The sequence below is a fragment of the Streptomyces sp. NPDC045022 genome (assembly GCF_056432605.1).
Window position 1 is genome coordinate 1 of record NZ_JBWKIR010000051.1, and the last position, 25045, is coordinate 25045.

Genomic DNA, 25045 nt, shown 5'->3' on the forward strand with positions numbered 1-25045 from the left:
GAGAGCTACCTCGCCGGCCTCCACCTCCGTGCCTCAATGATCTGGATCAACGACCTGCTGAAGGCAACTGGCTGATCACAACGTCACACAGGCCCATGGGCCAGGACGTGGCCGCGCGCCCACCCCGGCAACATCGAGGGGGCGCGGAGCGCGGAGTCGGAGAGGCTGGCAGCGGTGCTTACGAGCCGGGCTCCGTCGCGACGTGCTCGATGGCGTGCTCATGCCTGAGGCCGAGAGTGGAGCGCGTGTTCACCGGCACGGCGATGTACCCGACGCCGTCGTGCCCGATGCCTGGAGCGGTGCAGCGCCCGTTCACTGGCACCAGGATGTGCCCGACGCCGTCGTGCTCGACGCCGGGAGCCGGACCCCCGTTCACCGGCACCGCCGGTCGCGCCGTGCCGGTGCGAGGGCCGCGAGTATCAGGACTCCCGTCAGAACGAACCCCAGTGCGTATCCCGTGCGTGCCACGAGCAGGCCGAAGCCCGCGGCGCCCACGCCCATGCCGCCGTCGTAGGCGAGGTTCCACAGAGCGGAGACCGTGCCGTACGACGCGCGGGTGACGCGGCTGTACATGAGGGTGAGGGTGGCGTTCTGGACGACGCCGAAGCCGGTGCCGAAGACCGCCGCACCAGCAAGTACCGCTATGGGATTGCCCGTTGCCGCTAGCGCCGACAGGCCCGCCGCCGATGCGAGAAGGCCCGGGGCGACCAGGCGCGCGGGGCCGCACCGGTCGCCGTAGCGGCCCGCCACCCAGCGGGCCACCGTGGACGTCGTGCTCTGCACCAGCAGCGCCGCCGTCGCGATGCCTTCCGATGCGTGCGACACGGCCAGCGGTAGGAACGTCACCAGGATCCCGGCGGCCAGCGCGGTGGCGGCGAACACCAGCGTGGGGCGCCGCAACCCGGCTGTCCGCATGGCGGCCACCATGCCGAGTGCCTGCGCATCGGTCTTCTCGGTTTCGGCTGTAGGGCTCGTCGGCGTCCGCACCTCGCGCAGGGCCGGGACGGTCGGGATCGCCGCCAGGGCAGCGAGTCCCGCGGCCGTCGTCACAGCGGTGAAGCCGATGTGGCCTGACATCCAGACCCCCAGTGGCAGGGCGACGAGCGAGGGCACTCCACCCACCACGCCGACCAGGGCCAGCCCCTCGCCGCGGCGCTCGGCGGGGATCAGCGCTGCGGTGAGGGCACCGCCGGCAACCATCGTGAGACCGAATCCCAGGCCGCGTACCAGGCACACAGCCGCGGTCCAGGCCACGCCGTCGTCATAGGGCAGCACAAGCGCCGGAGCGCCCAGCAGGAACAACCCGGCGGCCAGCGGGCCCCGGTGACCGTACCGGCCGAGCACCCAGGGCCCGACCAGTTCCCCCAGCGTCGTGGACAGCATGAGCGCGCCCGTCGCGAGCCCCGCCGCGCCGTGACCGACGTGCATGGGGACGGCGGACAGCAACAGGAAGAAGCTCAGCGTCACCGCGACCACGCTGACGAACCGCAGCAACAGGGGGCGGCTCAGGAGGGGCGGCCGCTGTGCTGCGGAGGGCGTCGTCCCGGAGAGCATCGAATCGGAGAGTGTCGCAGCGTTGGCCGTGACGGCCGCGGCTGTCGAAACAGGGGATGTCGGAGCAACGGCTGTCGCAGGGGCGGCCGTGACGCCCGTGGCAGCCGTGGAGTCCGAGGCGGAGTTCGCGTCCGGGCCGGTGGAAGGAGTCATACCGTCGACGCTAGGGCAGCGACCGGACTCCCGGTAAGCTCCAATTTCGTGACTGTGCAGTGGACCGGTCTGTCCCCCGAGTTGTTGCTGGCCGTCGACCGGACCAGCGGTGAACGGCTACGCGTCCAAGTGGAGAGGCAGTTGCGGGACGCGATCCGCAGCGGCCGCCTCGCCGTGGACGAACGCCTTCCCTCTTCACGTGAACTGGCCCGCTCCCTGGGCCTGTCCCGCGGCCTGGTCCAGGACTGCTACGCCCAGCTGCAGGCCGAGGGTTACCTGGTCACCCGCATCGGCTCGGCCACCCGCGTCGCCGCCTGTACGCTCGCGGCCCCCGTCGAGCGATCCGCCGAGCGGCCCGCTCACCTTCCCTCCCTGATAGCCGACTTCCGGCACGGCGTGCCCGACCTGGCCTCGTTCCCGCGCGCCGACTGGCTGTGGGCGGTCCGGGAGGCGGCCCGCGCGATGTCGAACTCCCATCTCGACTACGGTGATGCGCGCGGCAGTTGGGCCCTGCGTACGGTGGTCGCCGCCTATCTGCGTCGGATCCGCGCCGCAGCGGCAGAACCGGACCACACCCTCATCTGCTCCGGTTACGCCCAGGGGCTCGCCATCACCCTGCAGACACTGGCCCGTGCCGGAGTCCGCGCCGTCGCGCACGAGGACCCCGGCAGTCCTGCCACGGCAGATGCGGCGATCCTCGCGGCGGGCCTGGACACGGTCCCCGTCCCGGTCGACGAGCACGGCCTCGATGTGGCGGCCCTGGAAGCCACCGGCGCCCGCGCGGTGATCGTCACTCCCGCCCACCAGTGGCCCACTGGAGTCCTCCTCGCCCCCGAGCGCCGCCATGCGCTGCTTGCCTGGGCGCGGCGCCGCGACGCGTACATCATCGAGGACGACTACGACGCCGAGTTCCGCTACGACCGGGAGCCGGTCGGTGCCCTGCAAGGCCTCGCAGCCGACCGCGTGGTCTCGATCGGCACGGTCAGCAAGTCTCTGGCACCCGCTTTGCGCATCGGCTGGCTGCTCAGCCCGCCGGCCCTCACCGAGCCGCTCACCGAGGCGAAGCGGATCGCCGACCGCGGCACGCCCACCCTCGACCAGCTCGCTCTCGCCCAGCTGATCGCATCGGGCCGCTACGACCGCCATCTGCGCCGCATGCGCACCCTGTACGGGGCTCGCCGCAGGACGCTGCGCGACGCCCTCGCCGATCACGCCCCACACGTACGCCTGACCGGCCTCGCGGCGGGATTCCACGCCGTGGCCCACCTGCGGGCCGGGGCAAGTGAAACGGCTGTGATCGCCGAGGCCCTCACCCGGCGCGTCGGCCTGTACGGCATGAGCGCCTGCCGCACCTCATCGGACTCCGGCCCACCCCAACTCGTGCTCGGCTTCGGAAGCGTGCCCGAGCGGGCGATCGAGGAGGGGGTCGCGACGATCGGTGACCTACTCGATCACGGCCGGACGCGGAGGAGAGGCGCCACCAGCTGATCGCCCCCTGTGCGTACTGCGGGGACGTCCATTCCTAGGTGTCAGGTGAGTTGGAGATCAAGCCGCGTCCTTCTCGTTCACCGTTCCGGCGCCCGATTGGCCCTAGAACAGCCACCAGCCCACCAGGTAACACGAACGGGCGATGAAAGGCTTCCGCTCCGTGGGCGGAGCACAGCGGTTCCTCTCCGGGTTCAGTGGCATCTCACCCCACTTCCGGCCCCGCCGCCATCTGACGCCCGCACACAACCACCGCGCCGAGATGACCGTCCGCTTCGCAATCTGGGGCCAGATCACCGGCGTCGCCGGCCCCGCCGCCACGGCCTGACCACAGCCCGGAACCCAGCTCCACCACACCACGACGTGCCATCAGACACCTACCCACCCAACAACGTGACAGCGCCCTGTTGTCTCACCGCGATGTCACCCAAGATCAGTCTCAGATCGATGCCATTCCCTCGGCGGAACGATGAGTCTGCGGCTGAGCCACCGAGCACGAGGACTACATGCGAGCTCAGATCGCGCACCGATGAGTTTCCCGCGCCGCGCCGGTCTGTACGCGTGAGACCGACTCACTGAAGGCTGGCGCCATGCGGAAATTGATCTACGGCATGAACCTGACCCTGGACGGCTACATCGCCGCGCCCGGCGACGACATCGGCTGGAGCGTGCCGAGCAACGAACTGTTCCAGTTTTGGTCCGACCAGTTGCAGGCGACCGACCTGTCGCTGTACGGGCGCAAGCTGTGGCAGACGATGAGCTCTTACTGGCCGACTAGCGACCAGCAGCCCAACGCCACCCTGGCGGAGATCGAGTTCGCGCGCCGCTGGCGGGACATGTCGAAGGTGGTGTTCTCCTCGACGATCGACAAGGTCGACAAACACCCGCCTGGTCACCGGCGATGCGGTCGCCGAGATCACCCGGCTCAAGGCCGAGGACGGCGGCCCGATGGACATCGGCGGCGCGACGCTCGCCGGGGCGGCCATGCGGGCCGGGCTGATTGACGAGTACGTGCTGGCCACCGCGCCGGTCCTGGTGGGCGGCGGCACGCCGTTCTTCACCGCGCTGGACAGCTGGGTGAACCTGAATCTGGTGGAGACGCGGACGTTCCCGTGTGGCGTGATCCTGACCAGGTACGAGACGAGGCGCTGAGCAGCAGCACCCACGCGCTAGTCTCACTGCGATGTCGTATACGACATCGGTACGACACGGCCCGTGAGATTGCGACATCAGCCGCGAGACCCTACAGGGCGGGTTCTGCGTCGGCGGACATGTCGCGCAGGCGCGCGCAGGTCGCTGACCGCCGGCCGCTTGTCCTGGCGCTGCTCGGGCCCGCGGTTGAGCTGGGCGAGGGCGATGAGCACGGCTCGGCGTCGGACGCGAGGATCTCCTGCTCTTCCTGATCCACACCCCTGAGCACACCAACACCCATCGGCCAGCGGATCAGAACTCACGAAACTGAGACAGCGTCCCCCTCATGCAATAACGCACCTGCAGTGCAGGCCAGCACTGCGGTGGTGGTGGCGTTGAGGAAGAGCGTAAACGTCCATGACGAACCTGCTGCCACGATCGGCCGGCCCCCGGTCAGTCCGTGCGCTGCTGCGGTTCGGTCTTCCCGGTGCCGCTTTTGGTGAGAGCCGTGCGCGCGGCCTGCAGCAGTTCGTCGGAGATCGGGTGGCCCCGGGTGGCGCGGGCGAGGACGAGGGCACCGACCATGGTGCAGAGCTGGGCCATGCCGTCGTCGTCGCCGGTGGCCAGCCGAGCGGCGCGGTTTCGTACCCCGTTGATGTAGGTGTGGCGGGCGCGAGCAGCCTGTTCGGTCTCGCGCCCCAGGTCAGTGGCGAATCCGGACACGGGGCAGCCGTCCGCGGGGTGATCACGGTGCCAGACCGAGAGGTAGTCCTCGATCAGCGTCCGGCGGGCGGCCTCGTGCTCCCCGGCATGTTCCTCGAGCGCCACCGCCGAGTGTGCCGCCTGCTCGGCGAAGGCGTGGGCGATCGCCTCGTCGACCAGGTGCTCCTTGGAGCCGAACTGCTTGTAGAACCCACCATGGGTGAGCCCGACGGCCTTCATCAGATCGGCAACGCTGACTGCGGTGCCCTTCTCGCGGAACATCCGGGAGGCGGTGGCTACGACGCGCTGTCGGTTCTCCTGTGCTTGCGCCCGGGACACGCGGCCCACGGAATCACTCTCCCCAGATAGATGCTGCTTGCCATCTATCCTAGCCTCAGTTTAGATTGTTTGCGACATCTATTTGTCGTCGATTGTGCCGCCTCCCACCTCTTGAGGCCGACGGCCTCCGCCAGGCAATCCCGGAACCCCCGACAGCACTGGAGACCCCTGTGGCATCACCACCCACCGAGCCCTCGACGCCCGAGTCCACGCCATACGTGCCGCCTGCCCGGCGACGAGGTGTTCCTGAGGCGGTCCACCCCCGGCGCTGGGCCATCTTGGCCGTGCTTGCGTGCAGCCTGCTGGTGGTGATGCTGGACAATTCGATCCTCAACGTGGCGATGAAGACCATCGCCCAGCCCGCTCCCACCGGACTGGGCTCCACCCAGAGCCAGCTGGAGTGGGCGGTCAACTCTTACACGCTGGTCTTCGCCGGACTGCTCTTCACCGCGGGCCTGCTGGGTGACCGGCTCGGCCGCAAGAAGGTGCTGCTCTTCGGCATGGCCGTGTTCGGCGCGGGGTCCGTGCTGTCCGCGCTGTCGGACTCCTCCGGGCAGCTCATCACCTTCCGCGCCGTGATGGGCTTCGGCGGCGCCTTCATCCTGCCCGCCACCCTCGCGATCATCATGAATGTCTTCGAGCCCGAGGAGCAGCCCAAGGCCATCGGCATCTGGACCGGTGTGGTCGGTTTCGCCATAGCCGCCGGCCCCATCGCGGGCGGCGTCCTGCTGGAGCACTTCTGGTGGGGCTCGGTCTTCCTGGTCAATGTGCCGATCGTGGTCGCCGCGATGGCCGCGATGGTGGTGATCGTCCCCGACTCCAGGGACCCCAGGCCTGGCAGGCTCGACCCAGTCGGCGTGCTGCTGTCGATCGTCGGTCTGGCGGTGCTGGTCTACGGCATCATCAAGGGCGGCCAGGTGGGCGACTTCACCCGGCCCGAGGCGTGGGCGACGATCCTGGGCGGCCTGGCCGTCCTCGCCGGTTTCGTGGTGTACGAGGCCCGCAGCGACCATCCGGCCCTCGACGTCACCTACTTCCGCAACCGGCGGTTCTCCGCCTCCGTCGCCGCCATCGGCCTGGTCTTCTTCGCCCTCATGGGCGTCACGTTCTTCAGCGTCTTCTACAACCAGAGCGTGCGCGGCTACAGCGTCCTGCAGTCCGGTCTGCTCGTGCTGCCGCTCGCCGCCTCCCAGATGTTCTTCGCCCCGCGAGCCCGGCTGGTCGTCAACCGCTTCGGTGCCCGCGCCGTATGCGCCGCCGGCCTCGTCCTGACCGCAGTGGCCTTCGCCGGCTTCTTGCTGCTCGGCCAGGACACCCCCATCTGGGTGCTGGAGGTGCTGTTCTTCCTGATGGGCACGGGGATGGCCCATGTGATGCCGCCGGCCACCGTCATGATCATGTCGTCGCTGCCGCGGGAGAAGGCCGGCTCCGGGTCCGCGGTCAACAACACCTTCCGTCAGGTCGGCGGGGCCATGGGCGTCGCGGTGCTGGGGTCGCTGCTGTCCACCACCTACCGCAACGGCATCGACGGCCACCTGGGCGTCCTGCCCGTCTCCGACCGGCACGCCGCAGGTGAATCCGTCCAGGCGACCCTGGTCGTCGCCGGGAAGCTGGGACCGGTCGGCAGGGCGCTGGTGCGGCCCGCGCACGACGCCTTCATCCATGCCATGCACATCACCGCCATGGGGTCGGCGGCCGTCGCCCTGGTCGGCGCGGTCGTCGTGCTGCTCTTCCTGCCGGGCAAGGACACCGCCGTGGCCGCCGGTGGTGACAAGTCCCAGCGCCAGACCATAGGAGTCCGACGGTGATCACGAACCATCCCTCGTGAGACTCCAGCGGTGATCGCCTGGCAGGACGTTCCCGCACTGCCGCCGCGGACACCACCGTCAACGAGTCCGTGCTGCGGGTGCTCGAGGAGGGCGCCACGACAGGCAAGGGACATCACCGGAAGCACTGGCGTCGGCCAGACCACCATCCACCGGGAGATCCCTGCCGAACTCGCTGCCGCTGACCTCCTCCGCCCGGCGATCGCAGAACCACTGACAGCACCGGAGACCCCATGCAAGCACCACCCGGATCCGCAGTGACATTGCCGCGCCCAACGCTTCACCGACAGCTCCACTGACGCTTTGACCACAACTCAATCCAGTTGTTCCATTGATTCCGAAGGAGATCGACTGATGATTGCCGACAACCTTGTTCTCATCCCCGGTGCCGGCGGCGTGGGCCGTTCGGTCTTCGAGCAACTGCGTGCTCAGGATGTGCCGGTGCGTTTCATGGTCCGTCACGAGGACGAGCGTGCGGCTGAACTGCGGGCGCTCGGTGCGGAGGTCGCCATCGGTGACCTGACCCGGCCCGAGACGGTAGCGGCCGCCCTGCAGGGCGTGACGCGGATGTACTTCGCGATGCGCGTGTCGCCGGACCATCTGCTGGCGGCGACTGTGGTGGCCTCTGTTGCGAAGGAGTACGGGAAGCTGGAGGCCCTGGTCGACCTGTCGCAGATGACAGTGTCGCAGATGACTGCCACCAGCACCGAGGAGTCGTACCAGCAGCGGCTGCACTGGCTGGCGGAGCAGGTCTTCAACTGGTCGGGTCTGCCCGTGGTGCACATCCGGCCGACGGCATTCCTGGACACGCCCCTGTTCACCATGATGGCGGCGCGGTCGATCCAGGAGAACGGCACCATCGCGCTGCCGTTCGGCACCGGACGCACCTCGCCGGTCGCGGTGGACGACGTCGCCCGGGTCATCGCCACCGTGCTCCGCGACCCGGCTCCGCACATCGGGCAGGTCTACGAGCTGACCGGGCCGCGCTCGGTCGACATGACGGAGCTGGCCGCGGAATTCTCGCGGGCCCTGGGACGACCGGTGACCTACGTGGACGTGCCCCCGGAGAGGTGGGAGGCTCAGCTCCCGAAGCTGGGGATGCCGCCGCACCTCGAACAGCACGTCGCCACCATGGCCCGGCTGCACCGGGACAACCGTTACGACCGCACGGCCGACGACGTCAAGCGCGTGACGGGCACCCCCGCCCAGGCGATCGAGGCGTTCGTGGCCGCCCGCAGGGACTTCTACCTGGACTGAGCCGGGTCCGACAGCTGAGGGAGAGCGCGACGTACAGCGCTCGCTGACCTGCCTCGCCCATGGGGACTGCGCCGACCTCGCTCGGATTCGCTGGGTGAGTGGCGCCAGACAGAACCGGGCGTTGGCGGCCTTGCCCCGCCGCAGCCGCACCGCTGCCGGCGCCGGCAGGGCCGCTTCCTACCTGTCGTCTTTGTCCCGGCTGTCTTCGAAGACGAAGAGCGGCTTGGCGTCACGTGCGGGTGTTTCGACGAGCGCGATGGCTTCAGTGAAGCGTTCGAGCGGGAACGGCCGGCCCTGGGGGATGCTAAGCACTTCGTCAACGACGAGACTGCGCACCTGGGACAGCGCGCTCAGCGCGTCCTCGGGTGAGGCGGCCCCGAACCAGCGGTTCAGCCAGAAACCACGGACCGTTTTGGTCTCGTAGATGACCGAGCGTGCCTGCAGCGGGATCGTCAGCGCTGCCGGGTCGGTCTGCCGATGGGTGGAGAGCGCGCCGTAGACCACGACCTCTCCTCCCGGAGCCATTGCCTGGGATACCTGGGCACCCACGGGTCCCGCGACGCAGTCGGTGGCCTTGCGTACGCCGGCTGGTCCTGCAATCTCGGCCACACGCTGCAGCAGGTCCTCGTCCTCGGTGCAGATGACCTCGTCACCGCCCAACGCTTTGATCTCCTCCACGGCACCACGTCGGCGCACCACATTGATGGTGCGGATACCCAGATGCCTGGACAGCTGGATGACGAGCCGGCCGACGGTGGAGCCCGCGGCCGTCTGCAACAACCATTCACCCGGCTGTACGTCGAGTTCGCGCGTCACCAGGAGCAGCGCCGTCAACGGGTTGACGGCGAGTTGGCATGCGGTGGAGTCGCTCAGATGGTCGGGAACCGGCAGGAGCCTTCGTGTATCGGCAACAAGGTATTCCTGCCAAGTTCCGGCCATATGAGGCCCAGGTACCGCCGGTACGGCAGCGACCACCACACGCTCGCCGACCCTCAGGCCCTCGCTATCCGGACCCAGCGCCTCAATACGGCCCACACATTCCATGTGACCCCCGACAGCGGGAAACTCGGGAGAGAAACCGTAGCGGCCACGCAGCACGTGCAGATCACTGGCGTGAATCGGAGTCGCCTTCACACGGATCAGCGCCTGACCGGCTCCCGGCGTGGGAACAGGCCGGGACTCCAGCCGCAGGACATCGGCAGGCTCACCTACCTTTCCGGCTACGAGCGCGCGCATGGACTGAGGCATGAGTGACCTTTCGTCTCTCAGCGCCCGACAAACTGGGCGAGTCTTTTGGACAAAGGCGATGCTGGTGCCGGCATCCTCGTCGGCGCCCGGGCTCCCCGGCACGCTCAGTATGATCATGTAAGCGCGCCAGGTTCCGACGGTCTACTGAGGTCCGTGATCAGGCCACGTCGCCGCAGCGCGTTACTCTGGTTCAGACTTTTGAATCGCCATTCCACGCTACATCCGGCCTCGGAAAGATTCCCAGCGGCGACGATGCAGCGTGGCGCGAATGCCCGCTGCTCCTTAAGGGCTGTCCCGTAAATGATCTCTGAGTGGCCTGGGTATAGCGGGCTGCTGTACAGCCGGGTGGTCTATCCGGCGAGGGCGAGGTTGTGCATCCGTGCGATACCAAGCATGGCGTGGTGGACGCCGTCGCCTTTGAGACGGCAGTCGCGGAGGTAGGTCGGCGATCCGCCGCATCGCGAGGGCAGGTAGGCGACCTTGCAGCCCGCGTCCCGGGCGACCGTGAGCGGGAGGGCTCCGATGGATGCAGGCTGGTCCACGATCACCAGGACAGTGCCGAACTTCGCGGTCAGCTTGTCGAAGACTGCCCGCAGTTTCGGCTCGCTGTTGGGCAGCTGCTTGTCGAGGACCTTCTTCCCGGCCGGGGTGAGTCCATGGCCGTGGTGAGCGGTTTTGCCGACGTCCAGGCCGAGGAACACCCCCACGTCTTCGGTGTCGAACATCGCGCCCTTCCAGGAGAGTTGAAGGTGCCGGCCTTGGCAGTGGTGTCGTACGCGCGCATCCACGTTATGCAGACCTGCCGCCCGCGAACTGTCTGGCATTGCGCCGGACCGGGCAGTGGCCGGACCTCTCATCAGCGTCTCCGACGGCACCTCCCGGGCCCGGTGACACCACCCCCCAGGTCATCCGATCGACAGGGGGCAACAGTCATGCCGGGCCCGGAGGCCAGCGGCCCTCTTGCAGGACCGCGAAGAAGATAACGGGGCGTGCTCGTAGCGGCGCACGAGTTCGGGTGCACCGGCGAGGTTCTGGGTGATGCGTCCGTGGGCGTGGGCGCGGGTGAGGGCGTCCGCCATGAACCGGTCGCCGCATCGGGCCAGGGCGGAGGCGGCCTGGAGCGCTTCCTCATCGAAAGCGTCGGGGACAGGGAGCGTGCGCCCGGTCAGCAGCTCACGCATCCGGCTGTGAGGGTCCGGCTTCCCGGTGCCGGGCAGGACCGTGTACGAGGGCGTCGGAGCCGGCGTCCTGTCGGTGGAGACCGGCATCGGGATGCTGATCGATGCCGGGTACCCCATCAACGACGCACCGGCGGAGGTTGAGCGCATCCAGCCTCGCGCCTTCGATGCTGCTGCCCGCCTCGCCGACGCAACGGGCGACAACGCCGCCGTTCGCGCATACCTGGGACTCCCAAAGCCAGACCGTGACGTACCAGGTGCGCCGCTGATTCCAGGCAGTGCTCACGACGAATGATCAAGTTGAGGGGAGGGGGCGGGGCCGTCCTGTGTCCAGTGCGTGCGCGGAAGGGCGCTCCAGGGGGACCATGGAAGCCGAAGCACTCCGTAGGTACGGGGCAGGGCCACGGGCTGGCGCGAGTGGAGGCCCTTGTGGCCTGGCGTATGGAAGGAGTGCCCGTGTGAGCGCAGCGGATGGGCGTCCGGCTGACACCGGCCAGCCGGAGGGACGGTTGTCGCAGCCGAGTGGGCTGATGGACCTTCTCGGCGTTGCTGCGGTGCTGCTGGATGCCGATGGGCGGATCCATTTGTGGAGCCCAGAGGCCGAGGCCCTGTTCGGCTACACAGCCGAGGAGGCGCTCGGTCAGTACGCTGCGCAGCTGCTCGTTCACGAGCAGCAATGGGATCTGATGATCAAGCTTTTTGCCGAGGTCATGGATACCGGGGAGAGGTGGGCCGGGGCGTTCCCGATCCGGCACAAGGACGGCAGCACTCGCTTGGTGGAGTTCCGCAACATGCGGCTGCTGGACAGCCTCGGTGACTTCTACGCCCTTGGTCTGGCCACCGACAGGTCAAAGCTTCGGGAGGTCGAGAGGGACGTCGCCCTGTCCACCCGGCTGATTTCTCAGTCGCCCATCGGGCTGGCGATCCTCGATACCGATCTGCGGTATGTGGCTGTCAACCCCGCTTTGGAGCGGATGCATGGCATTCCTGCGCAAGACCATCTGGGCCGGCACTACCGCGAGATCATGACCTCGGCGAAGTTCGAGGGGCCGGAGGCCGGGATGCGGCAGGTCCTCAAGACCGGGGTCCCGATGGTCGACGAGTACACCATCGTCGGCCACACTCCCGCCGACCCGCACCTGCACGCCTGGTCGATCTCGCTGTACCGGCTGGAGGACCCCCAGGGGCGGGTCCTCGGGGTGGCCGACCTGGTGGTGGACGTCACGGACCGTTACCAGGCGGCAACGGAGGCCGCCGAGGCCCGCCGTCGCCTGGCGCTGATCGTCGATGGCTCCGCCCGCATCGGCACCACCTTGGAGGTCGAACAGACCGCCCGAGAGCTGACCGGCGTCACCGTTCCCGAGCTTGCCGACATGGCGACGGTCGACGTCCTCGACTCCGTCCTCGACGAGCACCGCCCGCCCTTGGGCCACGGCCCCGCGCTCTTCCGCGCCCTCGCGGTGCAGGCCGCCTATGTCACCGAAGCCGTCCAGGCCGCGGACCCGCCCGGCGAGATCGCTGCCTACGACGCCGACCGCCTGCCCACCGAATGCGTACGCACCGGCCGGCCGATCCTGATCTCTCACATGGATGACGCCGCCATGGCCCGCATTGCCCGCGACGACCGCGCCGCCACGCTGCTGGCCCGCGCCGGCGTGCATTCCTACATGATGCTCCCGCTCACCGCCCGTGGCCAGATCCTCGGCTTCCTGGGGCTGAGCCGCGCCCGCAACCCGCAGCCCTTCAGCGAGGACGACCTCGCCCTCGCCGGTGAGCTGGCCTCCCGCGCCGCCGTGTGCATCGACAACGCCCGCTCCCACCAGAGCGTGCGCAACGCCTCCGAGACCCTTCAGCGCAGCCTGCTCCCAGACCACCCGCCGCACCTCTCCGGCCTGGAAGTCGCCTCCCGCTACCGGCCCGCACAGGCCGCCTACGAGGTCGGTGGCGACTGGTACGACGTCCTCCCGCTCGACGGCGACAAGACCGCACTGGTCGTGGGCGACGTCATGGGCAGTGGTATCGACGCCGCCGTCACCATGGGCCGCCTGCGCACCGGCACCAGCGACTTCGCCGACCTCGACCTAGACCCTGCCCAGGTCCTCCAGCACCTCGACAAGATCACCTCAGGGCTTGAGCAGTACATAGCCACCTGCGTCTACGCCGTCTACGATCCACACCGCGCGGAGTGCCACATCTCCGTAGCCGGCCATCTGCCCCCCGTCCTGGTGCGCAATGCCAAGCGCCCGGAACTGCTCGACCTACCGACCGGCACCCCACTCGGGGTTGGCGGCGTGCCCTTCGTGACCACGACCATCCCCGTCGGCTCTGGTGATCGGCTGGTCCTGTACACCGACGGACTCGTCGAGGTCCGTCATCACCCCATCGACGAACGCCTCAACACCCTCCTGCACCTGCTTGACACACCCGACCCCACCCTGGAAGAGACCTGCGACCGACTCCTTCACGAACTCCGGCTTCCCGCCGACCCGGACGATGTCGCCGTGCTCATCGCACGCATGCAACCCTTCGCGCCCGACTCTTGAAATACGGCCAGGTCCGGCCGGTCGCTACACTGATCATCGGCGCGGGGGCGCTGGAGACCTGTGGATGGTTCACGCATGACGCGCCCCTCGCTTCCCAAACCGCTCACACCGGTTGGGCACCGCCGTGACGGACGGCCGATCTACCCGATTCTCGGCGCCTCCCCGGAGGACGAATCCAACAAGCCCGAGGGCGACGGCGGTGTCCCCGGCGGTTCCGTCACGCAAGAGGACGTGTCGCGGCTGCTGGCCGCGAGAAGACACAGGGCGGACGCGCGGCCGTCAAGAAGCTGCTCGGCGAACTCGGCTTCGACAACTCCGACGCGCTGACCGAGTTCATCACCACCAAGCGCGATGCCGAGCAGGCCGCGCTGACGGAACTTCAACGACGGGAGCAGGCCGCCGACGAGAAGCTGAGGGCAGCGGAGGCCCGCGAGGCGCAGGCCGTAGCCAAGGAGCGCGCCGCCATCCGACGGGCCGCTCTGGCGGGACTCGGCGGCCGGGGATGACCTGGCCGACGCGGTGCTCCTCATCGACAGGGCCCTGGACGACCAGCCCGACGCCGATGAGGAAGCGGTCGCCGCGGCTGCCGAGCAGTTGAAGGAGCGGCGACCGGAGTTGTTCGGCCAGGCCCGGGAGACCACGCCGCCCGCCCCGGGCGGGTCTCCCGCCGGCGGGCCGCCGTCACGAGGCGGCGTACCGCCCAAGCCCGGCGCAGCGGGACTTGAAATGGCTCGGCGCCGAGGCTTCATCGCCGACTGACCAACCCCGTCATGGCCAGACCATGACCCCACCGGCGGGAAAGCCGGACATGGGGACCACGCCCCTCACCCCTCCCGTGGACGGCGCCGCCACCAGGTGAGCGCGCGAATCCGATTCGCTTCACGTCCACGGGAGGACGGCTGTGACACTCCAGCCCATCACCACGTCGGCGTCGTACACCGCCGACCGGGCCTGGCTCGGCGCGCTGCACGGCACCGACTCCGTCGAGACCATCACGCTCGACATCTCGAAGCTGACCGCTGGCACGCACACCGCGGCGTCGGCCGACACTGCCCAGCCGTACAGCCGAGTCCTATCCGGCGTACCCGTCGGCAAGATCACTGCGAGCGGACTGTACGGCACTTTCGACCCGGCGGCGACCGACGGCCGCCAGGCGCTCGCCGGGTTCGTGTTCGCCGAGGTGCTGTTCGCGCCGACCGCGACGAAGGCCCCCGCCGCGCTGCTGTGGCACGGCGTGGTCGTCGCCGCCAAGGTCCCCGGCGGCATCGACACCACCATGGTCGCCCCGTCGGTGACCGGTCCCCAGATCCGGTTCGTGTGAGAGGCGGCCGACGATGACCATTCAGGACCTGATCAAGAACGTCGCCGCTCGCGACCTCACCACGTTCGCCCGCGCCATCCCCTCGCAGAAGGACCATCTGCTCACCAGGGAAGGCGGGATCATCCCGACGCTGGAGCAGGACGAGGTGAAGTGGCGGGTTTGCCAAGGTGTACACGGAGGCCGTGAAGACGGTCTTCGACAAGTCCGGGTTCGCCCACCAGGTGATGGCCAGTGGCGCGGGTGCGCTGCTCAACGCATCCGAGGAACTCCTCAAGCGTGACGACAAGGTCGCGGCCAAGCTCCTGGAGCAGAGCCCCTTCGCGCCCGGGATCGGTGCTCAGCCGTCTGGCCCAGATTGCAGCCCGCGCGCCAGCCACGACGCCGAGGACCTGCCGGACGTTGTCGGCGAAACCAGTGGTGTCGATCAGTACCTCTTCAACGAGCGATTCCTCGGACAGCCGCACAAGCTGCGGGCCGTCGCCAAGACCTGGCGGAGCGCGGCCAAGATCCTCGATGACGCGTACTGGGACTCCCTCAACGCGTGGAAGTCGGCCACCCTCGATCAGGCCGGCCATACCGCTGACGCGGTCGAGAGCTTCTTCGAGAAGTTCGTCGGCAAGACACCGCCGCCCAGCGAGGTGGGTGGACACGACACCCTACTGGCGAACCTCCCCACCGCCTGCAGGATGCTCGCAAACGCCTGCGACGCCTATGCCGACCACGTCGAAACCGCCAAACAACGCCTCCCCCTGGAGAACAGCGAGCTCACTGGTGACTTCCTGTGGCCCTGGGAACAGCCGCGGTTCGGAGGCGACGGCCACGATGGCGGCCTGCACGATCTCATAGCAGGCGACACACGCATAACCTCGCTCGGCAAGATCCCACCCGCCCTGGACAGCTCCAAGTCCCGGGTGACGATGCCCCAGCCGGACCACGGCGGCTTCCTGCCCAACCTCCCGCCGTTCGTCGGTCCCCTGATCCGCGTCCCGACCCTGGTTCCGGCCGCCTACCGCCCCCTCCCGAGCAACACTCCCCACATCCAGCCGATCCCACCAGAGAACCCGCCAGACCCACGCTTTCCGCCACTCACGCCCCGCGAGGGGAAGAACTTCCAGACCTGGCTCGACTCGCTGCGCAAGGGGGATATCTCCGGCGGTAAGGCTGCCGAGCAGGCCTACCAGAGACGCGTGGCGGGCTTCCCGGAGTACGAGGTCCCCATCCCGCAGGGCATCAGCCCGTTAAACACGCTGATGGTGGACGGATTCCGCAACCTCGACGGGATGGCGGTCGAAGCAAAGTACGTCAACAAGCCGAACCAGCGGTGCTACCGCTCGCTGGAAGACCTCCGCAAGAACCATGCGACCGGAGACAGGGACTTCCTCTACGCAAAGGACCGTGGGGAGCTTACGAAGTACGCCGCCGCGCTCAACGACCCGCGCAACAAGGAGATGCGTGGTGTCGAGACAGTCACCAACAACCAGGACGCCGTCCAGTACTGGCGCATCATGATGGCCGCCTACGGCGTCAAAGGCCACGCCCGTTACGTTCCCTGACCACTGCCACCCCAAGCCCAGGAAGCACCGCCATGGAACCGGAAGAGATCGCGGAACTGCGCACCATGTTCGTCTTCACCCCTCCCCACGGGCAGAGCTGGGGGTTGACCTTCGAGGGGTTGGAAGCGCGGCTGCGCGAACGAAATCCAGAGACCTTCACCCGTGTCGATGACGGGGGTAACGGACCGGTACGCGGCGCATCGATGATCTTCGGGATCACCTTCGACGACGAGGACCTGGAAGGCTTGGCCAGCTTGGAACCCGAGGGCGTCTCCGTCCTGGACTGCAACGCTCACATGGCGGCGCGGTTTGCCCTGTGGCTCAGGAACAATGTGGCACCGGCCCACGTGCCGGTCATGTTCAACACGGAATGGGGGATCGAGGAAGGCCTGGAGCGCACGCTCGTCCCCGACGCCACCCGCCCCCGAATCACCGCGGCCTTCGTCCAGCACATCGAAGACACCGGCGGCCTCGACTGAAGAGCCTGTGAACGCGGCAGCCAGACCACTGTCCACGCACCATCAGCTCATCGAGGTCTCCACCACGAACGCGGATGCCGAGCGGGGATCACGACCCGACGATCAGACTTAACCTCCGATCGGGTAGAGCAGCTGCCAGTTACCGGGCGAACGGCCTGCGGAAGCCACTACGAACATCACGAACTTCCCGTGATCTTCGAGAGGACTCCCGCTCGTGCGCTTCGCCCGCACGGCCGCCGTACTCGCCGCTCTCCTCATCCCGACGGCCGCACACGCCGCCCCGGCCGCCGACGTACCGCGTGATGCCGTCACCCTGCCCGTACGGGACGCCCTCGCCCAGCTGCCCCTCCGCACCGAGGACCGCACCGGCTACGAGCCACCGTCATGCGCCACTGGTTGTTGGGCCGGTCGAAGTGGGCATCGTCGGCGGGCAGCACGGGCAGTACCGGGGGCGAGGTTCACGTAGACGGAAGCGTTCGCCTGGCGGCTGCTGAAGGAACGCGTCGCCGCAGCACTCGCCGACCAGGGCCGTGACCCGGCAGCTCAGGAGACGCTGGCCTTCGAGCGCGCGATCCGGGCGGCCTGCGACCCAATCCTGGACAGCTTCCGCTCCGAATTCCGAGCACAAGTGACCGAAGTGGAAGACAGTATGGGTCTTTATGCGGCAATAGCCCGGCTGCCCGAGCGTCAGTTTGATGTGATGGTCCTGCAGTCCGCCTTGGGTTTCTCCACCAAGCGGACCGCCCTGGTGATGGGCGTGTGCGAGGCGACCGTGCGCTCCACCCGCCGGGCCGCCAAGTGCCGCCTGGCCGCGGGCCTCGGACTGCAGTTCGGCGAGGACACCGATGACGAGGAGTGAGACCCCGATGGGCCCCCACCAGCCGCGCACCCTAGAAGAAGCCCTCGATCGAGCCCGCATCCGAGAAGGCACCTACACCAGCACCCACCGTGAGGCCTCCCGCCGCCGTATCGCCGACCAGCTCCGCGAGCTGAGCTGGATGAAAGCCCTGACCGGCCCCGAGCCCGGGCAACGAACCCCGCGTCAGCAGCTGATGCTGCACGAGCGGGCCGGACACGACCTGCGCGCACTGTGCCAAGGCGTCATCATGACGACGACGCCGCCCGCCGCATCGCCCGGTTCGACACCTGCCGCGATCCCGGCGGCGCCCTCGCCTTCGCCTGCCTTCTCCTCCTGGCCGATTACGAGGAAGGCGCGCAGTTCTGGCTCCAGTACGCCGCCGGCGGTGGCCAGGCCACCGGAGCGGTGTGCCTGCACCTGCTGCACCTGCACCGCGGGGAGTGGCGGGACGCGAAGTACTGGGCGGACCAAATCGCCGTGCTGAAGGACGAGCCCTACCAGTACGCGCCCGTCGCCCACGAGGTCCTCGACACCACCCTCGGCCCCCGGATGTGTGACCGTCTACCTCGACCTGCCCGACGACGTCACCGCCGTACCCGAGGAAGCGGTCCGAGACGCCGTCGACGAACTGGCTGTAGACACACTCGACGGCTTCGGATCCATCCCGCAGCCGAGTCCAGACCTGGCCCACCACCTTCAAGACCTTGTCGCCCACTGACACCGCAGGGATGTAGCCCCCCCGGGGGGCAGCGCACGCCGGACTATGCTGCCCCCGGGATTAATCCACCGTCGCCGGTATGGTGGCTGGCCTTCTTACGCTGAAGCGCCGCCCTGGCTGCGTCCCCCCCGCCACTGAGCCGACCTCGGCCGCCCAGGCCGGTTCCTCGCCGATCCTGGAAGGGCGCGCCCGGCCCGAGGTAATTTCCGGGCCACCAGCGGGCTGGCCCTCGCCTGCTTCTCCTCCGGCTTGCCGTGGGGAAGAACCTTGGGCATGGCGGTAGGCGTCGATGAGCGAGTCCGGTCGGTGCGGCCAAGGCTGCAGACCGCTTCGCGCATTTGCCGGTATGTGCGCCACCGACTTCCCCGACGATCTTGTGCACGCAGGCCGTAGGGAACGCCACCTACGCCGAGCGCGCAGTGCCACATCGCCGTGACACCATCGCCTGCGCCGGCCGGGCCGCCTCTGCATGGTGCTCCTCGCTGGAAGGTCCCTCCTCCGGCACCCCCACCACCATTACAAGCTGGGGTTCTCCAACGCCACGGTGTGTGCCATCGGCGGGAGCCGATGTCCGTTACAGGCAGGGCTTCGGCGTAGTCGGGTGGTGTCCGATTTGTGGTCAAGTGAGGCCGACTTCGACAAGATCAAGACGGTTCACGCAACCGCCAAGCTATGGGAGGCGGCGACGTCCCGCCACCTGCGAAACTGCCGCCAACCCTCCGTCCTAACCCTTGCTTCACCTATCGAATCTCGATAGATTTCCATCGCGGTTCGATGGAAGGATGGGTTATGGGAAAGCTGACCGTGCGTGCGCTGCGCGCTGTGCTCGTGATGGTGCTCGCCGGCACCGTTTTCGTGCAGGGATTGATGGTGTGGACATTGGTCAGCGGGAGCGACCCGGAGGACGGGTCGCTCCCGCTGACCGCGCTGCGCGTGATCACGATCCTGGGCATGGTGTCGGTCCAGGTCGCCCTGATCTGCGTATGGCGGCTGGTGACGATGATGCGACGCGGAACCGTGTTCTCCCACGCCGCCTTCCGGTACGTGGACGGCGTGATCGGCGCGATCGTGGCGGCTGCCCTCGTGTGGTTCGCGGCGACGGTCATCAATGCGCCGGGCCAGCGGGACGACCCAGGCGTCACCGTCATCATGGGCGGGGTTGGCGTGGCCATCCTGGGGGTCGCGCTCATCGTGCTCGTGCTGCGGATGCTGCTCGCCCAGGCCGTCGCGCGCGACGTCGAAGCGGCGCAGATGCAGGCCGAGTTGGACGAGGTGATCTGATGCCGATCGCCGTCGACATCGACGTGATGCTGGCCAGGCGGAAGATGTCCGTGGGCGAGCTCGCGGAGCGCGTAGGGATCACTCCCGCCAACCTGGCGGTACTCAAGAACGGCCGCGCCAAGGCGGTGCGCTTCGCGACGCTCGCCGCGCTCTGCGAGGTGCTCAAGTGCCAGCCGGGCGACCTGCTTCGCTGGGAAGCCGAGGACGCCGCAGGCGAATGACGTGCCCTTCCAAGATCATGAAATTCTCGGCACCCCGTGATCCGAGTGGAAGACCGTGCCTGCCGACGCATCATCGTCGATCCCGCCTGCCTTTGACCAACTCCGCGAGCACTCCGGGGTCGTACCCGAGGAGATCCCGGACCTGCTGGAGCGACTGGCCGAGGTGCCCGACTCTCTCGCGATCCGCGCGGCGTACGGCACGCTCTGGTCGTCGTGCTCGCGCTGACCGCGTGCGCGGTTCTGGCCGGAGCGACCTCCCTACTGGCGGTGGGTGAGTGGATCACCGATGCCCCGTCCGTCCTGTAGCGCCTTGGCGTACGGCCCGACCCGCTGTCCCCGAAGCGGTGCCTGCCAGCGGAGGCGACGGTGCGGCGCTGCTGGGCCGCATCGACGGCGACGCGTTGGACCGGGCGGTGGGCCGCTGGCTGGCCGACCGGCGCGCTGGGGCCGTGGGTCAACTGCACGCAGTGGCGGTCGACGGCAAGACCCTGCGCGGAGCGGCCAGGGGCCCACGGGCCGCACGATTCATCTGCTCGCCGCCTGCGACCACTCCTCCGGCCTGGTCCTGGCCCAACTCGACGTAGGCGAGAAGACCAACGAGATAACCTGCTTCCAGCCTCTGCTGGAGACCCTCGCCGAACTGGCGGGCGTGGTCGGGACCAGCGACGCCATGCACACCCAGCGCGAGCACGCCAGCTACCTGCTCGGCCGAGGCGCGCACTACATCGTGACCGTGAAAGGGAACCAGAAGAAGCTCCATAAGCGGCTCAAGTCCCTTCCCTGGAAGCAGATCCCGCTGCAGGGCCGCACCCGCGACACCGGCCACGGCCGCGGCGAGATCCGCCGCATCAAGGTGTGCACGTTGACCAGCCTGCTCTTTCCCGGTGCCCGCCAGGCCGTCCAGCTCAAGCGCCACCGAGCGGATCGCAAGACCTGCAAGGTCAGCATCAAGACCGTCTACGCGGTCACCAGCCTCACTGCGGAACAGGCCACACCCGCCGAGCTCGCCCGGCTGATCCGCAGCCACTGGAAGATGAAGCCCTGCACCACGTCCGAGACATGACGTTCGCCGAGGAGGCCTCCCAGCTGCGAACCGGCTCCGCACCCCGCGCCATGGCGACCTGGCGCAACCTCGCCATCGGCGCCCTTTGCCTCGCCGGAAAGAGCTGCATCGCACCGGCCTCCGGCACAACGCCCGCGACGCCAGCCGACCGCTCGCCCTCCTCGGGCTCACATGATCACGAAACAGACGTCACGCGACTACGCCGAGGCCCTGCCGTTACAGGTGCCGCAGTAACGCACGGCCGGCCGTGTAAGGCTGATCGGCCAGACCCGCCAGTATTCGGCCATCAAGCCAGATGTCGAAGGTAGTTCACGCGGTCTCCGATATCTTCTCGGCCAGGGTCTGAACGTGAGGAGGCTTCGTGGCTGAGCAGGTCAGGCGACTGGTAGTGCCGGTGCGTGTGGAGTTCTACGGATGGGCACTTCAAGACTGGGATGACGATCATGTACCCGACACTTTCCCGGACGGTTTCGAGGCCGGTGAGTTTCTCATGCCTCATCCAGGACGCTTGGATTTCACGAGTGCCGGCCACACTCACAGGGCGAATGTCACTGTCGAGGAGTGGGATGCAGAACCTCCTACCCCGAGTTCCCCGTCCGTGGGTGACTGGGATGAGGTTGCCGAAGCTACGATCCGGTGCGTATCCGGAAAGCTGCGTGCTTGGAGCATGGGTGGTCCGATGACCGATGACATGGAGATTAAGCTGTCGAGGAAGCCTGCCACCTGGGCGGTAAGGGCAATGTGTGCAGGGCGCAAGGAAGTAGCGGAACTTGCGCGGCACAGCGTTCCGCACGACGTCGAATGGTACGTCATCCAATTCTGGCCAGCGGCGTCCTAACACCCCCAGACAGACTCGTGCGGGCCAGCCCTGTTGTGTACATGGGACTGGCCCGCACTGTCCGGATTCTCCCTACGAGGCGATCTTGACCATCAACCCGTCGTCAGGGCCGTCGATGATGCGGTTCAACTTGTAATACTGAGCGAGCAGGTTCCCAGCAGCTCCATTGCTCTCCTTCGAGACCGGCATAACGCTGAAGTTGAGCGGATCCTGACGTGAGTCGTACACGGATCCGGCCGCACCCTCGTACGTGGACGCGAAGGGGAACTCGTCGCATTCCTTCTTCCCGCCCTGAGAGTAGTTCCGCCCCCAATACTTGGTGCAGTTGTATACCGCTCGGTTCCGGTTCTTTTCCCGCCGGTTGTCATCCCAGTAGAGACGGGTGAGAGGGTCGCTGGGCGTCTCCCCGGGGAGCTTCTTCCTGCTGAACGGAGGTCTGGTCTGCCCGGGCTTCGTGTAGGCCTTCTTGATGTGCGAGGCCACTTCTCGTTCGGGAGCACTCCTGGCGGTGCTGTACTTCAGCGACGTGAGCACGCTGAATACAGCGGCGCCAGATGACTTCGGCAGATAGGTGGCCTGGTCCCAGCGAGGCGGCAGCATGAAGATGTCGCCGCCGGCGCCAGGGCTGATCACCCATCCGGGCGGGGCCGCCAACTTGATGTTGGGCTGGTAGACAGCCGTGATCATTCGAGTCTTGGGACCCAGCGTCCCCGCCTGTCCGGAAGGAGCATTAATTGTCTGATGGTTCGTCCGGCCATCCAGCAGCTCCTGCCACGTCTGCTTTTTGGGGAAACGGTCACCTCCCTTGGTGAACCGAACCGTGGACGGCCAGGTCTTGGGTATCGATGCGTTGGTGGTAATACCCAGCCCGCGCGCATTGTTCACACCCGCAGCCACAAAACCGGCGTAATGGTACGTAGTAGTCATGGTTCGGCTGTCCTTGGGAATGGTGCCGACCACGTACACGGTGAACTGGCTAGTCCCTGCCGGATCCCCGTCCACAATCCACACCTGATTGAACGTCTGGCCTGAGCAAACGGCGTACCGGGACTTGACGTAGAACGGCGACCCGCCTAAGTGGCTGATGCACTCCTGCAGCCCCATGCTGTGGGAAGGCTCTGGGAGCGACACGGCTGATGATCTCCCATGCCTAGTTGCTTCCGGTTGTGCAGATTCCACTTTTGCTCGGGGCGCGAAGGACCGTGCTTCGCCGATCGTCTCGCGTGGAAGAACTGGCAGCGACGACTCCTCATCCTGTAGATCACGAAGGCGTCTCATTCCATCGGGGCCCCGGAGCTGGGAGAGCGTCAGAGGTGAAGCCCCGATGGGCTGGACGTACGTTTCCAGTTGCTGAGCGTGCTGGCCCTCCTCTGCTTGTGCAGAAGAAAGAGGAACAAGCAGCGACAGAGCCGCCGCGACTGACAGGCCCGCCGCCATGCGGCGGTTCGAGCCCAGGACAAACCGTCTCACGTAAAGCCCCCGCTTCGTTTCGAACGGAAAATTTCCGGTCGAGGTAAGGACTACCTTTGCGGGGACCTCCAAAGCAACACCTAAAGATCCGAACTGGCGTGATCCGTAACGAAGTTTGGCCAGGATGTCGACGGCGGCACGTCCTCTAATGCGCCGGCTTCCACGATCTCGTCGGCTATTCCGTTACAGCGACTGGCGGAGCTGTCCCCGTGACGGTATCGGCAGGGTGTCGCTGCTCAGGCGGCACGGGGACTCCCGGCGTCTGGCGACGCTGCTTGTCACCGCCTGGACCATCCCCGCGGGTGCGGGGATGGTCCCCACAGTGGACGGCCGAAGGCCGTCCCGGGAGCGTGCTCCCCGCGCCCGCGGGGATGGTCCCGTGCGGATCCAGCGGCACGGCTGGGCACGTCGTGCGGGGGTTGTGTCCAGGCTCCGATGCGCCTGGGGGCGAGTTGTCAGTGGCGGCGTCTACCGTGCCTTGCATGACAGGCTCTCCGAACTTAGGGGTCATCTCATTTGGATCGGTAGGCTGTGGGTCGTGGTTTCGATCGTTGAGCGGCTGGTGCCGGATGAGTTGTGGAAGCTGTTCCAGCGGGTGGTCCCGGAGGCTCCGTCGCGACCTCAGGGAGGTGGCCGACGCCGGCACGGTGACCGGGAGGTACTGGCTGCGATCGTGTTCGTGGCCACGTCGGGCTGCACGTGGCAGCAGCTGCCGTCCGCGTCGTTCGGGCCGTCGGGAGCGACCGCGCACCGGCGTTTTGCCGAATGGACGAAGGCCAGGGTGTGGGCCAAGCTTCACCGCTTGGTGCTGGACGAGCTCGGCGCCCGCGGCGAGCTGGACTGGTCCCGCTGCGCGATCGACTCGGTGAACATGCGGGCCCTGAAAAGGGGGACCTGACAGGTCCGAATCCTGTCGACCGGGGCAAGTACGGCTCGAAGATCCACCTGATCACCGAACGGACCGGTCTGCCCCTGTCCGCCGGAATCTCGGGAGCGAACCTGCACGACAGCCAGGCGCTGATCCCGCTGGTGAAGGGCATACCGCCGATCCGCTCCCGGCGCGGACCCCGGCGACGCAGACCGGGAACGCTCCACGCCGACAAGGGATACGACTACGACCACCTGCGGCGATGGTTACGCGGGCGCGGCATCAGGCACCGCATCGCCCGCAAGGGCGTCGAGTCCTCCACGCGGCTGGGCCGCCACCGATGGACCATAGAACGCACGATGTCCTGGCTCGCCGGATGCCGCCGCCTGCACCGCCGCTACGAGCGCAAAGCCGAGCACTTCCTGGCCTTCACCAGCATCGCCTGCACCCTCATCTGCTACCGCAGACTCACCTGCTGAAGTGCCGCTGTAGTAACTCGATCGCCAAGTCGTGGCCGTAGTGTTCGGCCAGGTCCATGGGGGTTCGCCCATCGGGATCCGCGAGCTGTGGATCTGCGCCGAAGGCCAGTAGCACCGCCGTGGTGTGCACGGTCAACGGATCCCCGGTTTGCAAGGCTCCGTCCCCCTCCATATCGATCGCGTGCGTCAACAGCGTCATGCTGCCGAAGACCTCGTCCGGGTCAGCTCCCTTGGCCAGCAGCCGGACCAAGGTCTTTACATCATCGTGCTCCACCGCGTGATGGGCCGGCGTCCAGTAGTCACTCACGACGTCATTCAACCGCCCAATCACGGAATCTCACCAGCGGATTCATGTTCCTTCAGTCACCAAATGAGATGGCGTCTTACTGATCTTTTCGTTAGTTCAGTGGGTATGACGGGCTTGTTGGTGGGAGCCTGATGTTGTGTCTTTCAAGCCTTCGCCTGTTGTCTCCAGATCT

The 25045-nt window shown here is 67.5% G+C and carries 24 protein-coding genes and 6 pseudogenes; 20 read left to right on the plus strand and 10 right to left on the minus strand.

Going from position 1 to position 25045, the window contains the following annotated elements:
• Nucleotides 1-83: 83 nt before the first annotated feature.
• Nucleotides 84-185 (minus strand): annotated as a pseudogene (locus tag AC07C1_RS39745) (maleylpyruvate isomerase N-terminal domain-containing protein); the annotation flags it as partial.
• Between the two features lie 187 nt (nt 186-372).
• Nucleotides 373-1554, minus strand: coding sequence for an MFS transporter (locus AC07C1_RS39750; RefSeq protein ID WP_478946998.1), 1182 nt, complete (start codon nt 1552-1554; stop codon nt 373-375).
• Between the two features lie 201 nt (nt 1555-1755).
• Between AC07C1_RS39750 and pdxR the strand changes: the two genes are divergently transcribed.
• The 3 genes and pseudogenes from pdxR to AC07C1_RS39765 all read left to right on the plus strand — a co-directional run bounded on the left by pdxR (nt 1756) and on the right by AC07C1_RS39765 (nt 4344).
• Nucleotides 1756-3195: a MocR-like pyridoxine biosynthesis transcription factor PdxR gene (gene pdxR / locus AC07C1_RS39755; RefSeq protein ID WP_478946999.1), complete on the plus strand. Its 1440-nt coding sequence runs from the start codon at nt 1756-1758 to the stop codon at nt 3193-3195.
• A gap of 106 nt (nt 3196-3301) precedes the next feature.
• Nucleotides 3302-3520: pseudogene (locus AC07C1_RS39760) on the plus strand (IS6 family transposase); the annotation flags it as partial.
• A gap of 262 nt (nt 3521-3782) precedes the next feature.
• Nucleotides 3783-4344: pseudogene (locus tag AC07C1_RS39765) on the plus strand (dihydrofolate reductase family protein).
• A 134-nt stretch (nt 4345-4478) separates the two neighbouring features.
• Here AC07C1_RS39765 and AC07C1_RS39770 read toward each other — a convergent pair.
• Together AC07C1_RS39770 and AC07C1_RS39775 are read right to left on the minus strand one after the other, a co-directional pair.
• Nucleotides 4479-4553, minus strand: a pseudogene (locus tag AC07C1_RS39770) (DnaB-like helicase C-terminal domain-containing protein); the annotation flags it as partial.
• A gap of 223 nt (nt 4554-4776) precedes the next feature.
• Nucleotides 4777-5373 carry a TetR/AcrR family transcriptional regulator gene (locus tag AC07C1_RS39775; RefSeq protein ID WP_478947000.1) on the minus strand — a complete coding sequence of 199 codons (597 nt, stop codon included), beginning with the start codon at nt 5371-5373 and terminating at the stop codon, nt 4777-4779.
• A 209-nt stretch (nt 5374-5582) separates the two neighbouring features.
• Here AC07C1_RS39775 and AC07C1_RS39780 point away from each other — a divergent pair, with 209 nt between their 5' ends.
• Together AC07C1_RS39780 and AC07C1_RS39785 are read left to right on the plus strand one after the other, a co-directional pair.
• Nucleotides 5583-7172 carry an MFS transporter gene (locus AC07C1_RS39780; RefSeq protein WP_478947017.1) on the plus strand — a complete coding sequence of 530 codons (1590 nt, stop codon included), beginning with the start codon at nt 5583-5585 and terminating at the stop codon, nt 7170-7172.
• 372 nt (nt 7173-7544) lie between these two features.
• Nucleotides 7545-8447 carry an NmrA family NAD(P)-binding protein gene (locus AC07C1_RS39785; protein ID WP_478947001.1) on the plus strand — a complete coding sequence of 301 codons (903 nt, stop codon included), beginning with the start codon at nt 7545-7547 and terminating at the stop codon, nt 8445-8447.
• A 177-nt stretch (nt 8448-8624) separates the two neighbouring features.
• Here the strand turns inward: AC07C1_RS39785 and AC07C1_RS39790 are convergent, their stop codons facing one another.
• The 3 genes and pseudogenes from AC07C1_RS39790 to AC07C1_RS39800 form a co-directional block, all read right to left on the minus strand.
• Nucleotides 8625-9683 (minus strand): zinc-dependent alcohol dehydrogenase family protein, encoded by a 1059-nt coding sequence (locus tag AC07C1_RS39790; RefSeq protein WP_478947002.1) that lies wholly within the window; start codon nt 9681-9683, stop codon nt 8625-8627.
• Between the two features lie 362 nt (nt 9684-10045).
• Nucleotides 10046-10132, minus strand: a pseudogene (locus tag AC07C1_RS39795) (IS5/IS1182 family transposase); the annotation flags it as partial.
• Nucleotides 10128-10420: pseudogene (locus AC07C1_RS39800) on the minus strand (IS110 family transposase); the annotation flags it as partial. The pseudogenes AC07C1_RS39800 and AC07C1_RS39795, both read right to left, overlap by 5 nt.
• 496 nt (nt 10421-10916) lie before the next feature.
• Between AC07C1_RS39800 and AC07C1_RS39805 the strand changes: the two are divergent.
• The 7 genes from AC07C1_RS39805 (at nt 10917) to AC07C1_RS39835 (ending at nt 17628) form a co-directional block, all read left to right on the plus strand.
• Nucleotides 10917-11168, plus strand: a complete 252-nt coding sequence (locus AC07C1_RS39805) for a hypothetical protein (RefSeq protein ID WP_478947003.1) — start codon at nt 10917-10919, stop codon at nt 11166-11168.
• A 163-nt stretch (nt 11169-11331) separates the two neighbouring features.
• Entirely contained in the window at nt 11332-13416 is a 2085-nt protein-coding gene (locus tag AC07C1_RS39810; protein WP_478947004.1) for a SpoIIE family protein phosphatase, read from the plus strand.
• 519 nt (nt 13417-13935) lie between these two features.
• Nucleotides 13936-14175 (plus strand): hypothetical protein, encoded by a 240-nt coding sequence (locus tag AC07C1_RS39815; protein WP_478947005.1) that lies wholly within the window; start codon nt 13936-13938, stop codon nt 14173-14175.
• A 142-nt stretch (nt 14176-14317) separates the two neighbouring features.
• On the plus strand, nt 14318-14737 hold the full coding sequence (locus tag AC07C1_RS39820) for a head decoration protein (protein ID WP_478947006.1): 420 nt from the start codon (nt 14318-14320) through the stop codon (nt 14735-14737).
• A gap of 182 nt (nt 14738-14919) precedes the next feature.
• Nucleotides 14920-16290 (plus strand): restriction endonuclease fold toxin-2 domain-containing protein, encoded by a 1371-nt coding sequence (locus tag AC07C1_RS39825; protein WP_478947007.1) that lies wholly within the window; start codon nt 14920-14922, stop codon nt 16288-16290.
• A gap of 32 nt (nt 16291-16322) precedes the next feature.
• Nucleotides 16323-16769, plus strand: a complete 447-nt coding sequence (locus AC07C1_RS39830) for a hypothetical protein (RefSeq protein WP_478947008.1) — start codon at nt 16323-16325, stop codon at nt 16767-16769.
• A gap of 649 nt (nt 16770-17418) precedes the next feature.
• On the plus strand, nt 17419-17628 hold the full coding sequence (locus tag AC07C1_RS39835; RefSeq protein ID WP_478947018.1) for a sigma factor-like helix-turn-helix DNA-binding protein: 210 nt from the start codon (nt 17419-17421) through the stop codon (nt 17626-17628).
• Nucleotides 17629-17811: 183 nt separating this feature from the next.
• Here AC07C1_RS39835 and AC07C1_RS39840 read toward each other — a convergent pair whose 3' ends face one another.
• On the minus strand, nt 17812-18060 hold the full coding sequence (locus tag AC07C1_RS39840; RefSeq protein WP_478947009.1) for a hypothetical protein: 249 nt from the start codon (nt 18058-18060) through the stop codon (nt 17812-17814).
• Between the two features lie 121 nt (nt 18061-18181).
• Between AC07C1_RS39840 and AC07C1_RS39845 the strand changes: the two genes are divergently transcribed.
• The 7 genes from AC07C1_RS39845 to AC07C1_RS39875 all read left to right on the plus strand — a co-directional run bounded on the left by AC07C1_RS39845 (nt 18182) and on the right by AC07C1_RS39875 (nt 20911).
• Nucleotides 18182-18346 carry a hypothetical protein gene (locus tag AC07C1_RS39845; protein WP_478947010.1) on the plus strand — a complete coding sequence of 55 codons (165 nt, stop codon included), beginning with the start codon at nt 18182-18184 and terminating at the stop codon, nt 18344-18346.
• A gap of 789 nt (nt 18347-19135) precedes the next feature.
• Nucleotides 19136-19627: a DUF2975 domain-containing protein gene (locus AC07C1_RS39850; protein ID WP_478947011.1), complete on the plus strand. Its 492-nt coding sequence runs from the start codon at nt 19136-19138 to the stop codon at nt 19625-19627.
• Nucleotides 19627-19848 (plus strand): helix-turn-helix domain-containing protein, encoded by a 222-nt coding sequence (locus tag AC07C1_RS39855; protein WP_478947012.1) that lies wholly within the window; start codon nt 19627-19629, stop codon nt 19846-19848. The genes AC07C1_RS39850 and AC07C1_RS39855 overlap by 1 nt, the downstream gene beginning before the upstream one ends.
• A 55-nt stretch (nt 19849-19903) precedes the next feature.
• Nucleotides 19904-20074 (plus strand): hypothetical protein, encoded by a 171-nt coding sequence (locus AC07C1_RS39860; RefSeq protein ID WP_478947013.1) that lies wholly within the window; start codon nt 19904-19906, stop codon nt 20072-20074.
• Complete coding sequence (locus AC07C1_RS39865) at nt 20062-20154, plus strand: hypothetical protein (RefSeq protein ID WP_478947014.1); 93 nt, start codon at nt 20062-20064, stop codon at nt 20152-20154. Before AC07C1_RS39860 ends, AC07C1_RS39865 begins: the two co-directional genes overlap by 13 nt.
• Nucleotides 20155-20192: 38 nt before the next feature.
• Nucleotides 20193-20432, plus strand: coding sequence for a hypothetical protein (locus tag AC07C1_RS39870; protein WP_478947021.1), 240 nt, complete (start codon nt 20193-20195; stop codon nt 20430-20432).
• The gene (locus AC07C1_RS39875) at nt 20414-20911 is read left to right on the plus strand and encodes an ISAs1 family transposase (RefSeq protein ID WP_478947019.1); all 498 of its coding nucleotides are present in this window, start codon (nt 20414-20416) and stop codon (nt 20909-20911) included. Before AC07C1_RS39870 ends, AC07C1_RS39875 begins: the two co-directional genes overlap by 19 nt.
• 910 nt (nt 20912-21821) lie before the next feature.
• Here the strand turns inward: AC07C1_RS39875 and AC07C1_RS39880 are convergent.
• Entirely contained in the window at nt 21822-22853 is a 1032-nt protein-coding gene (locus AC07C1_RS39880) for a NucA/NucB deoxyribonuclease domain-containing protein (protein WP_478947015.1), read from the minus strand.
• Between the two features lie 913 nt (nt 22854-23766).
• Here AC07C1_RS39880 and AC07C1_RS39885 point away from each other — a divergent pair.
• A protein-coding gene (locus AC07C1_RS39885; RefSeq protein ID WP_478947020.1) for an IS5 family transposase occupies nt 23767-24566 on the plus strand; the annotation gives its coding sequence in 2 pieces (ribosomal slippage) (nt 23767-24102 and nt 24105-24566; 798 coding nt in all).
• Here the strand turns inward: AC07C1_RS39885 and AC07C1_RS39890 are convergent.
• Nucleotides 24556-24873 carry an ankyrin repeat domain-containing protein gene (locus tag AC07C1_RS39890; protein WP_478947016.1) on the minus strand — a complete coding sequence of 106 codons (318 nt, stop codon included), beginning with the start codon at nt 24871-24873 and terminating at the stop codon, nt 24556-24558. The two genes, AC07C1_RS39885 and AC07C1_RS39890, sit on opposite strands and share 11 nt — an antisense overlap.
• Nucleotides 24874-25045 lie beyond the last annotated feature (172 nt).

What these genes read in the sequence shown, in the direction of transcription:
- AC07C1_RS39855 (WP_478947012.1), top strand. Translation starts at nt 19,627, where the DNA reads ATGCCGATCGCCGTCGACATCGACGTGATGCTGGCCAGGCGGAAGATG.
- AC07C1_RS39750 (WP_478946998.1), bottom strand. Translation starts at nt 1,554, where the DNA reads ATGCTCTCCGGGACGACGCCCTCCGCAGCACAGCGGCCGCCCCTCCTG.
- AC07C1_RS39790 (WP_478947002.1), bottom strand. Translation starts at nt 9,683, where the DNA reads ATGCGCGCGCTCGTAGCCGGAAAGGTAGGTGAGCCTGCCGATGTCCTG.
- AC07C1_RS39850 (WP_478947011.1), top strand. Translation starts at nt 19,136, where the DNA reads ATGGGAAAGCTGACCGTGCGTGCGCTGCGCGCTGTGCTCGTGATGGTG.
- AC07C1_RS39880 (WP_478947015.1), bottom strand. Translation starts at nt 22,853, where the DNA reads ATGGGGCTGCAGGAGTGCATCAGCCACTTAGGCGGGTCGCCGTTCTAC.
- AC07C1_RS39785 (WP_478947001.1), top strand. Translation starts at nt 7,545, where the DNA reads ATGATTGCCGACAACCTTGTTCTCATCCCCGGTGCCGGCGGCGTGGGC.
- AC07C1_RS39835 (WP_478947018.1), top strand. Translation starts at nt 17,419, where the DNA reads ATGGGTCTTTATGCGGCAATAGCCCGGCTGCCCGAGCGTCAGTTTGAT.
- AC07C1_RS39830 (WP_478947008.1), top strand. Translation starts at nt 16,323, where the DNA reads ATGGAACCGGAAGAGATCGCGGAACTGCGCACCATGTTCGTCTTCACC.